This is a genomic window from Pantoea sp. B_9 (genome assembly GCF_008632015.1).
GTDB lineage: Bacteria > Pseudomonadota > Gammaproteobacteria > Enterobacterales > Enterobacteriaceae > Pantoea > Pantoea dispersa.
This window is the reverse complement of record NZ_VWVL01000001.1, coordinates 323832-337658: the sequence shown is the minus strand read 5'-3', so window position 1 is coordinate 337658 and position 13827 is coordinate 323832. Positions and strand designations below refer to the sequence as shown.

Genomic DNA, 13827 nt, shown 5'->3' with positions numbered 1-13827 from the left:
GATTTTCAGCAGGTAGCCTAAGGCGGCCTGGTCAGCTTTGCCCCTGTGATCAAATGGCGCATAATGTATATTATGTTAAATAAGGTGTCTGATCAGGTATCTCAATCCTTCAGTTTCGCCCTTCACGCCTCTTACCTATCCCACCGGTCTGTTTGATTGACACTACTGTGTTATCCTGGTGCGCATCAATGCGCACCCTACAAGTCAGCTTCGCGCTTCGTCGCTTTAATCATGTCTTTAGCTCATCCAAAACGACAACGCTACGCGAAGACTTCCCGGTTATCCCTCAGCGCTTTTGTCAGATTTCACGTAGCGCGATCGGTCTGTTTGCTGGATACCACTCACGAGTAACTCTGGTGCGCATCAATGCGAACCCTGCAATGCCACTCCGCACTGCACAATCGCAGGGTCGCCATTCATGGCGACCGAACCCGGCGCCGTCAGCGGATTGCCACCCTCATTTATCTTTAAAATAATCTTCCGGCATTTGTCCCGGCGGCATGTTGATTACGGCATCATTATCCGGACCTTCATTCTTCATGTAGGTCACTTTGGCAAACTCAGGAATCACTACGTACGGATACGCTGGCCCTTCATCACGGAAACGATGCATATCTTCGATAAATTCATTCTGATAGCAGATGGTTTTTTCCGGATGCTGTCCTTCGCCGGCAATCCACTGCGGGAAAAAGATGGTGCCGTGAATCACCTTGCGGTTGATATCAAACAGCAGACTGACGCAGGTGCCGGTCGGCTCGTGCCAGTCGACTTTATAAATGCCCGGTGCAAACTGCACCGCATTCATGCTTTGATTGGTCACCCAACGGCCACCAACCAATCCCTGATGGATACGATAATCACAGGTCGTCGCGTTGCGCGCGTACCACTCATATTTCCAGCCATTATCATAGGTATAAACGAAATGTGTCCCGACAAACGCAGACAAATCTTTGGAAAATTCATCCGTTATCATGGTGTTATCCATTATTTTACCTCATCAGCAGTTTGTTGAAGCAGGAATAGTAAGTTATAGCGCCTGTGAGAAAACCAGACGGCAAATTAACAAAAAAATCCGCTTCCTGAGCGTGCTGCCGGCTTGACAGCGCCCGTCCCCTGCTCTTTTATCTCCTCTGCACGCCGGGCCAGCTGTCGCTGTTACATTCTGAAGGCGTCGTCTGGTCGTTTTCCTGCTAAATCTCGCTGCAATCTTTGCAACAGCGAGGTCAAACGTTCGGCGATGTAATCGGTAAATTCTGCACGTCCCAGCGTTCTGGCAAATACCTGCTGGGGTATGAAACGGCGCATCTCGTTGTAAAAACGTCCGTCTTTGACGATGTTTTCGATACCAGCCAGTCGTTGTTTTAATAACTTTTCATAGTCAGGAATCCGGTAATCCTCGATTTTTTGCCGAATCCAGCCCACATCATACGCAGCGCCTTGCTGCATCAGCCACGGTAAATCCCAGACATCGCGATAACGAAGATATTTGGTGGTCGCAACCAGAGAAATAAGCTTATCACTCATGATTTCGTCGAGACTTTCACACATCACCAGCGTATCGCTGTAGCCATCCGGCAACACCGGATAATTGCGGCTCAGCGGCAACGGTTTGCGACTGTAAGCGGGAATATTAGCAACTTCGACTTTGATGGGTTGCTTAGGCATATCGCGTTTTTCGGGTGCTGTCGTCACGGAGACCTGCCATTTATCGACCCTAATCTCTTCATAGCCGGGCTGGCGGCGAAGTTCTGCCGGCTCTTTGACCGTAACTTCTAAACCGTAACGCGTGCCGAGATAGTCTTCGATACAGACCTTCATGTTTTTTAAATCTGCACCGGAAAAGTTGATGCCGCCGGCGAAATCCAGGTCCTCGCTAAATCGATTGCCGTCATAACATAGCCGCAAAGAGGTACCGCCCTGAAACGTCAGATTTTGCAGCAGACCCGCTTTATCCAGACAGTAAAGGATATCGTAGTGTAAAAGCTCTTTTTCCACTACGTTACGCATACCCTCGAGTTGCGCTGAAGCCATGGCCTTAGCGACCAGTTCAGTGAAACTGACTTTCTGATTCATCGTTCGTTTCCGCCTCATCAATCAGATGCGTATTACGCCCCACCCGACGTAAATCGCGCAGTGCGGCTTTTTTAGTTGCCAGGCGCAAAGGTGACTCGCCCAAAATGGTGTCCTGCAAAATTTGTTCAGGCGATCGTTTGGTATGCGTGAATTCGATCACGCCATAAGGCGTAATGTGTTCTTCAGAACGGCCCGTGGTCATAACGGTAAGACGCCCCATCGGGATTTGTGAAATTACCCCGTAAGCCGATAACGCCGATTCCAGGCTCAGGTAGCTGTATTCTCCTCTGCGCAACGTCTGTACGATTCTTTCCAGCGTGTAAGCGTCTTTACTTCTCGCATAGGCGTAAACATAGACGCCACGGCTGGCGCGCTGCAGGATGCCGTCCTTCACCAGACGGTTCAGGCCAGCATTGAAAGCCTTGTCACTGTCGTCATAAAAGACTTTGGCTAAATCACGAACAGCAAAGACATAGCGCCCCTGCCTGTCAAACGCGTTAAGCCGCTCGATTGCCGTCATTTTGTTCATATAAGTCTACGGGAAAACCACATTTATAGAGTATTCATGTGTACATAATTTGCCCTGCACTTTCAAGTGCACATGAATCCCAGCAAAAAGTGGTATTCATGTGCACTTAACCCACCTGCTTCAAATCGGACAAATCTTCGTCGGTGTTACCAAAATCGCATGCCGGTTAAATGCAGGGTTCTGGCGATACCACCGACGGCGATCAGCGCCAACACAATGCCCAACCCCGCCATCGCCTCAAATCCAAGGTGCCTGAATAGCAGATAACCGACAACGCAGCCGGATAGAAATGAGAAGATCGTAACCAGGTGAGTAAAAAGCACGGTTCGGTGGCCATCGCGATCGGCAGCCTCGCTTTGACTGAACGATGCGCGCAGCCAGGAGCCTAACGCGATGCCGGCGTCGGTCAGTGTGCCGGTCACGTGCGTGGAGCGAACGCGACCGGAGGAAAGCTGGGTCGAGGTTGAGTTATGGATGCCCATCAGCAAACTCAGCGTAACCAGTATTTCGCCGTTGTTTCGTTCGGAATACCACAGGATTTCTACCAGGGAGGTCAGCAGCAGGAAAATACCCTCTGCCAGCAGCACCAGACAGTAAATGGTGCGCAGATTCCGCTTCAGGCCGTAAGCTACCGTCAAACGCGCCAGCATGGCACCACAGACAAAAGCAAAAATCAGCACGGCCAGAAACAGCAGATCGTGCAGGTCAGAACCATTCACCTCTGCCGAAATTTGCGAGGTATTGCCGGTCATATGGGAAGGGAAAAAACCGAATGCGCCAAACGCCATGGCGTTGAGGATACCGGCCGTGGTGGCCAGCGTTAACGCCAGCAGGCGATCTTCGCTGTGAGAGCGGATTTTCTTCTTGCGCAACAGCATAATCTATTCAGCACTCCTTTGAGAGATTCTCGGGTTGGTCGGGTCTCATCCTTATCAAGCATAGCGGCTATGCTCCGACTCACGGCTAATCCTCTGCTTTTATTACTTTTAAATCCTCTGCTGCCACATCGTGTCGCTGTCATTTTTTTGTCATTTCCACGTCAGCGGAATGTTGGTCCCCGGCGCTTACAGTGGTGCATGAACCCCGATTAATTATGAGGACCGATCATGACATTACGCAAAATCACGGCGCTGACGGCGCTGGTAATCTCTGCCCTGAGTGCCGGACTGGCGCGTGCCGAGAGCGCTGCCGCGCCGCAGGAAGTAAAAAATATTGTGCTGGTCCATGGCCTGTACGCTGATGGATCCAGCTGGGGCAAAGTCATCCCACTGTTGCAGGCGAAAGGTCTGCACGTCACCGCGGTACAAAACCCAACGACGTCGCTGAATGATGACGTGGCGGCGGTGAAACGCGCGCTGGCACAGCAGAACGGACCGGTGATTCTGGTTGCGCACTCTTATGGCGGCATGGTTATCAGCCAGGCGGGCGATGAACCTGAAGTGAAGGGGCTGGTGTACATCGCAGCGCGCGCGCCGGAGGCCGGTGAAGATTATCCGGCGCTCACCAAAAAGTTCCCTGCAGCACCGGTTGCCGCTGGCCTGAAGTGGCGTGACGACGGTTTTGGGGCGCTCAGTGAACAGGCGTTTATCCACGACTTTGCCGGCGATCTGCCGGAAAGCGAAGCGCGGGCTTATTACGCCGTTCAGCAGCCGATGGGTAAAGCCATTACCCAGGCGAAAACCAGCGTGGCGGCCTGGCATAGCAAACCGAGCTGGTATGCGGTGTCGACAGAGGATCACACTATCAATCCGGATCTGCAGCGCTTTATGGCGAAACGCATGCATGCGCAGACCATCGAACTCAAGGCCAGCCATGTGTCGCTGATTTCCCAGCCGCAGGCGGTGGCAAATCTGATTATGAAAGCCGCGCACGTGCCGGGGTATTGAGCGCACCCTTACCGGGTGCATGTTTGATAGCGGCGCAATTTATTGCGTGATAAATCGCGCCGCTAGAATGGGTGCGCGCCCTGCCTCACGAATGCGCTGGGGCACTCTTCATATCCAGTTCATAAACCACACAGGGCTGGTCGTAATGCTGCTCGATACCGCGATAGCGCATACCCAGCCGCTGCATCACCCGGTGGGAAGCAAGATTTTCCGGATGTGCCACCGCCACCAGATAATCCACGCCAATCTGCCCGGTAGCAAACTGCACAATCGCCGTGGCGGCTTCGGTGGCATACCCTTTCCCCTGACTGCTGCGCAACAGTCGCCAGCCAATTTCCAGCGGCGCCTGTTCCTGATGGGCCAGATGCTGCAGACAAGCCGCCCCGACGATGTCATCGCTGCTCTTCTCGCGCAGTGCCCACCAGGAAAAACCATAGCGCTGCCAGCGTTGCTGCACGCGCTCAATGGTCGCCAGCGTCTCGTCCTCGCTCTTCACCTGTCCCTCATTGATATAACGCATGATTTCCGGGTCATCATCCATCGCGCGCAAGCCGGCGAGGTGGCTTAGCGCAAAAGGTTCCAGTCGTAAGCGTTCTGTTTCAATCACTGCCTGCATGATTCCCTCCCCGGGTTGTCCTGATCGCCACAGTTAGTGGGTCTGTAGTTAGCGCATCATCGCCTTTGTGCGCGTCCGTTACCGGCCAGGCTCCTGACATTAACGGACAACATTGCCAGCGTCATCACAATTTCCAATGACCGGTCAGCTTGTAACCTTATCAACCTCGTGACAATATCGCTACATGTATATACATGTATGTTTCGTGACATTTACTACTGACTAACAAGAAAAATCAATGACTAACCACCTTTAGCCGTTCCAGCGAGGAAACTATGTCCGCTCAGATACCTGCCGCAGATTATTCAGGTGCAGAGAAACAGCGCCTGTCAGAAACACGTTCCATTGATTACATCCCGCTCAGCGAGCGTCACGGGCATCCGTTTAGCCAGTTCACGTTGTGGTTTGGCGGCAATTTGCAGATCACCGCCATTGTTACCGGTGCGCTGGCGGTGGTGCTGGGCGGCGATGTGGTGTGGTCGATTGTCGGTTTACTGGTGGGACAGATCGTCGGCGCGGCCATCATGTCGCTGCACGCGATTCAGGGCCCGCGCCTTGGCCTGCCGCAGATGATCACCAGCCGTATGCAGTTTGGCGTGTTTGGCGCGGTGATCCCGCTGGTGCTGGTGTGCATTATGTATGTGGGCTTCTCGGCCAGCGGCACGGTACTGGCCGGCCAGGCGCTGGCGAAGCTGGTCAACGTCAGCAATGCAGCCGGCATGATCATCTTCAGCGCCATCATCATCGTGATTGCGGTGCTCGGCTATCGGGTGATTCATAAACTCGGCAAAGTGGCCAGCGTCATCGGCGTGCTGGCGTTTGTTTACCTGTTCATCACCCTACTCTCCAGCCACGATTTAGCGGCCGTCTGGCAAAATCAGCACTTCAGCGTTGCCAGTTTTCTGCTGGCGGTATCGCTCTCCTCGTCATGGCAGATTGCGTTTTGCCCGTATGTGTCGGACTACTCGCGCTATCTGCCGGTGGATGTCTCCGCGAAAAAGCTGTTCAGTTCGGTGTTTTTTGGCACCGTGCTGGGCACGCAGGCATCCATGACGCTGGGCGTCATTGTGGCTGCAATTGCGGGTAAAGCGTTCTCCGGTAATGAAGTGGGCTACATCGTCGGGCTGGGCAGCAGCGCCACCATGGCGATGGTTATCTACTTCGCCATCTGCTTTGGCAAAATCACCTTCACCACGCTCAATGCCTACGGCAGCTTTATGTCGCTGACCACCATTGTCTCCGGTTTTCGCCAGCAAACCGCGATCAGCCGTGGCGGACGTATCCTGTTTGTGGTGCTGATGGTCACGATCTCCTGCATCATTGCGCTGCTCAGCGAACCGGCGTTTCTCAAATCATTTACCCACTTCCTGCTGTTCCTGCTGGCCTTTTTTGTGCCGTGGAGCGCCATCAGCCTGACGGATTTTTATCTGATTACCAAAGGGAAAGTCGATGTGCCCGCGCTGTCGCAACCGGATGGCCGCTACGGTCGCTGGAACTGGGCCGGCATTATTATTTACTTCCTCGGAGTGCTGGTACAGCTGCCGTTCATTGATAACCCGCTGCATCATGGTTCCCTGACGTGGATTTTTGCTGGCAACGATGTGTCATGGATCATCGGCTGGTTTGTTACCGCGCTGCTGTGGCTGGCCGCACGTCGCTTTGATCGCCGCGGGAAACTGGCCGACTCTGTTTACCCTCAGTGACGTTGTCACATATCAATGCTGCGGCGCGTGTTTTCGCGCCGCCCTCATCGGCAATATTCTGATAATGCCGTAAACGCTGCGGCACGCTACACTGCTGATCGCCCTTTCGAGAATGCAGGAGTCATGGATGCCAGCCTCAGCGCTTTCACTGTTCACCCCGGCCACGCAACAGTGGTTTCGCCGCACTTTCACGGCAGCGACCCCCGTACAACAGGAAGCCTGGCGCGCCATCGCCAGCGGACAACACTGCCTGGTGATTGCCCCAACCGGCTCCGGCAAAACGCTGGCGGCATTTCTGCATGCGATCGACGCGCTGTATCGCGAGCGCAGCCGTGACGAACCCGTAGCGCGCAGTCATAAGACGCGCATTCTGTATATTTCACCGGTTAAAGCGCTTGCGGCTGACGTGCAGCGTAACCTGGCGCTACCGCTGGCGGGCGTTGCCGCTCAGCGCGCGGAATTGGGTGAGGCGGATATCACGCTGGAGGTCGGCATGCGCTCAGGCGACACGCTCAGCGCCGAACGGGCAAAGCTGCAGCGCCGGCCGCCGGACATCCTGATTACTACCCCGGAATCGCTTTTCCTGCTGCTGACGTCAAAAGCCCGCGAAACGCTGCGTGGCATCTCGACCGTGATTATTGACGAAGTACACGCGGTGGCCGGAAGTAAACGCGGCGCCCACCTGGCGCTCAGCCTGGAACGGCTCGATGTATTGCTGGCGCAGCCTGCTCAGCGCATTGGCCTGTCGGCCACTGTGCGACCGCCAGAAGCGGTGGCAGCTTTTCTCGGTGGCGCGGGCGCTACGCGCATCGTCAACCCGCCGGCGCAGCGGCCGCTGCAGCTGACAATTACCGTGCCGGTAGAGGACATGACGGACATCCAGCAGCGTCCCGATGCGCGCGCCGCGCAGGAGAGCAGCCTCGCCGCCGGTTCCATCTGGCCGCATATTGAAGCCGGCATTCTGGATGAGGTATTGCGCCATCGCGCGACTTTGGTGTTTACCAATTCGCGTGGGCTGGCGGAGAAACTCACCGCACGACTCAACGAACTGTATGCGCGACGAGCCGCGCCGGAACAGGGCGTAACAGAGCCCGCCCTCGCCTATGGCTCTTTTAGCGGTGGAACCGAAAAACGCGCCACGCCTGCTGAAGCGTATATTGCCCGTTCGCATCATGGCTCAGTCTCGAAAGAGCAGCGGCTGGAAATTGAGAACGCCCTGAAAGCCGGCGAACTGCGCTGCGTGGTGGCGACATCCAGTCTTGAACTGGGAATTGACATGGGCGATATCGACCTGGTGATTCAGGTCGGGGCACCGCCTTCGGTGGCCAGCGCGCTGCAGCGTATTGGCCGGGCCGGTCACCAGGTCGGCGGTACGCCGAAAGGCATTATCTGGCCACGCACGCGTCGCGATCTGGTTGATGCGGCCGTGACGGTAGACGCGATGCTGGCAGGCGAACTGGATGCTATCGCTTTGCCACACAATCCGCTCGATATTCTCGCCCAGCATACGGTGGCGGCGGCGGCCATGGACACCCTGTCCGTCGAGGCGTGGTATCAACAGGTGCGCCGTACCGATCCGTTCAAAACGTTACCGCGTAACGCCTTCGATGCGGTGCTGGATATGCTGTCTGGCCGCTACCCTTCGGACGAGTTTGCTAACCTGCGCCCGCGCATTATCTGGGATCGACAACAGCAAACCTTAAGCGGTCGCCCGGGCGCGCAGCATCTGGCCGTCACCAGCGGAGGCACCATTCCGGACCGCGGGATGTTCAGCGTGATGCTACCGGAGGGCGAAGAACAGTCCGGTGCACGCCGGGTCGGTGAACTCGATGAGGAGATGGTGTATGAGTCGCGGATTAACGACATCATCACGCTTGGCGCCACCTCGTGGCGCATCCAGCAAATTACGCACGATCAGGTGGTAGTGGTGCCGGCACCCGGTCGCTCGGCGCGCCTGCCCTTCTGGCACGGCGACAGTCTCGGGCGTTCGGCGACACTCGGCGAAGCCATTGGCCGCTATTTGCGACATGCCGCCAGCGGGGTGTTGCCCCGCAGCGACAACCTTGACGCCAATGCCCGACACAACATTCGTGCGCTCATCGACGAACAGATCGCCGCCACAGGCCTGGTGCCTGACGATCGCAATTTGCTGATTGAGCGCTGTCGCGATGAAACCGGCGACTGGCGCGTGATTTTGCATTCCCCTTATGGTCAGCGCGTGCATGCGCCATGGGCGCTGGCCATCGCTGAGCGGATTGGCCGTCAGATGGGCCTCGATCCGGCCGTGGTCGCCAGCGATGATGGGATTGTCGCGCGCTTCCCTGACAGCGAAGGCCGCGTGCCAGGCGCTGAACTGTTTTTGTTTGCGCCGGACGAACTCCAGCGACAGGTGACGGCTGCGGTGGGACATTCTGCGCTGTTTGCCGCCCGCTTCCGCGAATGCGCCGCGCGCGCCCTGCTGCTGCCGCGCCGCAATCCCGGCAAACGTTCTCCGCTGTGGCAGCAGCGGCTGCGTGCCGGGCAGCTGCTGGAAGTGGCGCGGCAGTTCGACGATTTCCCGATTTTGATCGAAACCGCGCGTGAATGTCTGCAGGACGTGTATGACCTGCCGGCGCTGCATCAGCTGATGGCGCGGATACAACAGGGCGAGGTTAAGCTGACTGAAGTTACCACCGATACGCCCTCGCCGTTTGCTGCGCCGCTGCTGTTTGGCTATGTCGCCGAATTCATGTATGCCAGCGATGCGCCGCAGGCGGAACGGCGCGCCTCAATGCTGGCGCTCGACAGCACGCTGCTGAGCGATCTGTTGGGCCAGGTTGAGATGCACGAGCTGCTGGCACCCGAGGTGGTGGCACGCGTTGAGCAGGAGCTTCAGCGCACCGTTCCCGATTATCAGGCCAGCACTCTGGAAGCCGTGGTTGATCTGCTGCGCGAGCTGGGGCCGCTCACTGTGCCGGAAATCACGGCGCGCTACAACGGCGAGGCGGCGCTGATGCCGCTGCTAACCGCGCTGCAACAGGCGCAGCGCATCATTCAGGTTACGATTGCGGCAGAAGCGCGCTGGGCTGTCGCCGAAGATGGCGTGCGGCTGCGCGACGCGCTGGGCACGGCGCTGCCAGCTGATCTGCCCGCCGGGCTGCTCGCGCCGGTGGCCCGTCCGCTGCATGACTTACTTAATCGCTATCTGCGCACCCACGCTGTCGCCACCAGTCTGCAAATCGCTGCCCGCTTTGGCCTGGGCCGGGTCGTGGTCGACGACACGCTGGAAGAGCTGCGTCAGCAGCAACGCGTGCTGAAAGGCGATTTCCTCTCGCCTGCAGTCGATGCGTCAACGCAGTGGGTAGCGGAAAGCGTATTTCGTCGTTTGCGCGTGCGATCGCTGCAGGCGGCGCGTGAGGCCACCCGACCGGTCGAAGCGCCGGCGTACGTGGCTTTTCTGCTTGAGCGTCAGGGATTACTGAGCGACGTCGCAGCATCCGCGGCACAGGGCGCCTTTGCCGGTATCAACGGCGTGGTGCGGGTGATCGAACAGCTGGCTGGCGTGGCGCTGCCGGTTTCGCTGTGGGAAAGCCAGATTTTGCCGGCGCGGGTGCGTGATTATCAGCCAGCGATGCTGGATGAGCTGCTCTCTTCCGGTGAAGTCATCTGGAGTGGCCAGCGGGCACCTGGCGCACAGGAGGGACTGGTCTCCCTGCACCTGAGCGAGTTTGCCAGTGAAACGTTACCGTTGCCTGATGAGGGTAATAATGTGACATTGTCACCTTTGCAGCACGCGATTCTGGCGCAGTTACAGGACGGCGGCGGCTGGTTCGCCCGCGAGCTGCTGCCGCGCGTGATGGCGCAGCCTGAACAATCTGTCGATCCCGGCGAAGTCTTTGCCGCGATGTGGGAACTGGTATGGCGCGGCTATCTGACCATGGATACCTGGGCCGCGCTGCGCCAGCTCAGCACCACCAGCCACACGCCGCGTCCACGCCCGGCCCGTCCTGCGCGCAGTCGCCACAGTCGGGCCAGTTTCGCGGCCAGCCGCAGTGCTGCTGCGCAGCCCTCGCTCAACAGCATGGCCGGACGCTGGTCGCTGATTGTGCGGCAGCCGCTGGCCGATACCGAGCGCGCCCTGGCGCTGACTGAAAATATGCTCGACCGCTTTGGCGTGATCACGCGCGGTGCCGCCGTGGCAGAGCAGATTCCCGGTGGCTTTCCGGCGCTGCAGCCGCTCTTGCGCGGTATGGAGGATGCCGGACGGCTGCTGCGCGGCCGCTTTGTTGCCAGCATGGGCGGCGCGCAGTTTGCTGAAAATCCGGCCATCGACCGGCTGCGCCAGCTCGGCAGCGCGCAGGCCACACATCCGCCGGTGGCGCTGACGGTGCTGGATCCCGCCAATCCCTTTGGCGTGCAGCTGGCGTGGCCGCTCAGCGTCGGTGGCGTGCGGCCTACCCGCCGCAGCGGCGCACTGGTGGTGATTGGCAATGGGCGCGTTATGCTGTGGCTGCCGCCGGGTGGTAAAGAGCTGTTAACTTTTGGCGACATTAGTGAGGAGCAACGCCAGGCCGCCATCGTGGCGCTGGGCCAGGCCTTACGCCGGGAGAAGACCCACAGCTTCATTCTCGAACGGGTGGACGATCAGCCGGCCAGCCAGTCATCACTGCTACCGGCCCTGAAAGCCATCGGCTTTTCCCGCGTGCCGAAAGGTTACAGCTGGTATGGCTAAGCCTGCAGGCGGTAACGATGCTGCTGCAGGCGTTCGGCCTGACGCGGCGTGGCCACCGGCCAGCTAAGTTGCGGAAACAGGTATAACCGGATGCTGAACAGATGAAACAGCGGCAGCAGCAGCGCCTCGTCACGCTGCGCCAGCTGTTCCAGCTGCATCAGCAGCACATCGAGCTCCTCCTGCAAATCCTCATGCGGCGGCGTCTGCAGCGACTTCAGCCTGCGTTTAAGAAACAGTCCCAGCTCGTGAAACATCTGCCCGCTGTCCAGCTGATAACGGCTCAGCAGCGCCTGATGGCGCGCGTAGTAGTCAAAGCTATTAACCCCCAGCCACACCTCGGTCAGCAGCATTCCTGCCGGCGCCATATCGGACTGCGGATCAAGGTGCAGGCGTGGCAGCACCACGTTGACCTTATCCAGCATCAGGCCAATAAAACGCTGGCGTCCCAGCAGCGATGAGCCGTTGCGCTCAATCTCCTTGATAAAGCGCAGCAGTTCACGCAGGCCGTGACGCACGGCACGGCGCGCGGTCCACGATGGCCGCTTGTTGCGCATCAGCGCGGTCAGGATCACCGCAAACAGCACGCCGGCCATTGAAGCAATCGCGTTATTCACCAGCAGCACCAGATCGGGTTTCAGATGATGCCCGAGCCCGATAAAGCCGGGGATCTGAATCGCCACGCTCAGACCGATCATGTTGCTGGCCGGTCGCGCAATCATCAGCCCGAGTAGCAGCAAACCCGGAGCCAGACAGAGGATCAGCGCCTCGAACGAGGTTGCCTGCGGCAGCAGCAGCGCGACATAAATCACGCTGATAAAAATCGCCACGATCACCCCACGAATAAACAGCTTCATTGAGGTCAGCGGCGTATCGAGGCTGGCGAAGAAGGAGCTGAGAATCGCGGCCATCACTGGCGCTGATGCCCCGTCGCGCCAGCCGGTCGCCATCCACAACAGACAGGAGCCAAAGGTGGCGCAAAATGCCGTCAGCGCCGACAGCCGAATCAGCCCTTTGTCGAAAAAGCGATGCGTGCGTTTGCCGCGCGCCAGCGTGGTGTCGCCTGACAGATCGCTTACCAGCCCGCCCACGCTCTGATACGCCCCGGCGATACGCACAAAATCCACCAGCCGCTCCAGCAGGCCGGTAAACAGCAGACAGTGTTCGGTAGACAATTCGCCGTCGCGCCACGCCGCATTCAGCCGATCCTGACAAAGGCTCAGCTCCAGCTGAATGCCAATGACATCGCCCACCGCTTCGCCGTCATTCAGCCACAGCAGGAACTGCTGCAGGGTCTGCTCAACCCAGGCAGGAAAGGCAATCTGGCGCGCTGCCAGCCGCTGCAGCCGCATCTCAATCGCCGTCAGCGTGGGGATTAAGTATGAAAGATGCTGATACTGCGTGCTGACCAGGCGAATCAGACGCCGGGCCGCGTCGCCCTCGTACACGCAATGGGTAATCAGGATCTCGACCTGCTGCGGATTAGTGGCCATGCGGGTCAGGATTTCGTCGCGTTCTGGCGATCGGTCTGCGGAAATGCCAGAGAGTAAATCGCGGCACAGCTTGCGCCCGTTGAGATACCACTGGCTGACGCTCTGCTCGAGCAGACTGCGCATCGATACCGGAAACAACAGCGCGTGCACCAGGCTGCTACACACAATGCCTAAAGTAATTTCCTCAATGCGCGACAGCACGGTGCTGGTGATACCGAGCGGCGTCGTCACTTCCGGGAAACCCATAATCGCGGCGCTGTAGCCCGCCAGCATAAAGACATAGCTTTTGGGCGTGCGATCGTGCAGCGACAGATAGAGACACAGGCTCACCCACAGTGAGATACACAGGCTGAACAGCAGCGGATGCGCCACGGTGAGCGGAAAGATAAAAAAGATGAAGACGCCACCGAGCAGCGTGCCAAGCAGGCGGAACAGCGATTTGGAGATGGTGGAGGCCGAATAAAGCTGCGATGCCACAAACACCGTGGTCAGCGCCCAGGCGGGACGATCAACATTCAGTTCAAGAGCCAGATACAATGCCAGAAAGGCGGCCAGACAGGTTTTTACAGCAAAAAAAACGGCGTTTTTCGAAAACCACTGCATGTCACGGAGACCAGAAGGCGCTAAGTGCGGCGTATCCTGCCAGAATCTGGCGGGCGCTCATCCCGATAACTACGACAAATTGTTTCGTAATCGAAAACGGTGTTCATACGCGCCTGACATCAGGCACAGAATGCTTTAAGGAAACTAATCGAACGCAGCAATCGGCGGGTCGCCGGCGGGATATCTGCGCTGTCACTGCCGCAGAAAGCAGCAATC

The 13827-nt window shown here is 57.9% G+C and carries 9 protein-coding genes; 3 read left to right on the top strand and 6 right to left on the bottom strand.

The window, feature by feature from the left end; translation table 11 throughout:
- Nucleotides 1-457 precede the first annotated feature (457 nt).
- The 4 genes from F3I21_RS01575 to F3I21_RS01560 all read right to left on the bottom strand — a co-directional run bounded on the left by F3I21_RS01575 (nucleotide 458) and on the right by F3I21_RS01560 (nucleotide 3480).
- Entirely contained in the window at nucleotides 458-973 is a 516-nt protein-coding gene (locus F3I21_RS01575) for a phenolic acid decarboxylase (protein ID WP_058758650.1), read from the bottom strand.
- A 182-nt stretch (nucleotides 974-1155) separates the two neighbouring features.
- Nucleotides 1156-2073 carry a nucleotidyl transferase AbiEii/AbiGii toxin family protein gene (locus tag F3I21_RS01570; RefSeq protein WP_058769802.1) on the bottom strand — a complete coding sequence of 306 codons (918 nt, stop codon included), beginning with the start codon at nucleotides 2071-2073 and terminating at the stop codon, nucleotides 1156-1158.
- On the bottom strand, nucleotides 2048-2602 hold the full coding sequence (gene abiEi, locus F3I21_RS01565; protein ID WP_021506034.1) for a type IV toxin-antitoxin system AbiEi family antitoxin: 555 nt from the start codon (nucleotides 2600-2602) through the stop codon (nucleotides 2048-2050). Before abiEi ends, F3I21_RS01570 begins: the two co-directional genes overlap by 26 nt.
- A gap of 146 nt (nucleotides 2603-2748) precedes the next feature.
- The gene (locus F3I21_RS01560; RefSeq protein ID WP_021506033.1) at nucleotides 2749-3480 is read right to left on the bottom strand and encodes a YoaK family protein; all 732 of its coding nucleotides are present in this window, start codon (nucleotides 3478-3480) and stop codon (nucleotides 2749-2751) included.
- A gap of 228 nt (nucleotides 3481-3708) precedes the next feature.
- Between F3I21_RS01560 and F3I21_RS01555 the strand changes: the two genes are divergently transcribed.
- The gene (locus F3I21_RS01555) at nucleotides 3709-4488 is read left to right on the top strand and encodes an alpha/beta hydrolase (protein WP_150058056.1); all 780 of its coding nucleotides are present in this window, start codon (nucleotides 3709-3711) and stop codon (nucleotides 4486-4488) included.
- 85 nt (nucleotides 4489-4573) lie between these two features.
- On the opposite strand, the gene F3I21_RS01550 is transcribed toward F3I21_RS01555, so the two are convergent.
- Entirely contained in the window at nucleotides 4574-5104 is a 531-nt protein-coding gene (locus F3I21_RS01550; protein WP_058769804.1) for a GNAT family N-acetyltransferase, read from the bottom strand.
- A 275-nt stretch (nucleotides 5105-5379) separates the two neighbouring features.
- Between F3I21_RS01550 and F3I21_RS01545 the strand changes: the two genes are divergently transcribed.
- Together F3I21_RS01545 and F3I21_RS01540 are read left to right on the top strand one after the other, a co-directional pair.
- The gene (locus tag F3I21_RS01545) at nucleotides 5380-6807 is read left to right on the top strand and encodes a cytosine permease (RefSeq protein ID WP_088515770.1); all 1428 of its coding nucleotides are present in this window, start codon (nucleotides 5380-5382) and stop codon (nucleotides 6805-6807) included.
- 127 nt (nucleotides 6808-6934) lie between these two features.
- A complete protein-coding gene (locus F3I21_RS01540; RefSeq protein WP_150058054.1) occupies nucleotides 6935-11518 on the top strand; it encodes an ATP-dependent helicase in 4584 nt (1527 codons plus the stop codon).
- Here F3I21_RS01540 and F3I21_RS01535 read toward each other — a convergent pair.
- Nucleotides 11515-13611: an FUSC family protein gene (locus F3I21_RS01535; protein ID WP_150058052.1), complete on the bottom strand. Its 2097-nt coding sequence runs from the start codon at nucleotides 13609-13611 to the stop codon at nucleotides 11515-11517. The genes F3I21_RS01540 and F3I21_RS01535 overlap by 4 nt on opposite strands.
- Between the last annotated feature and the right edge of the window lie 216 nt (nucleotides 13612-13827).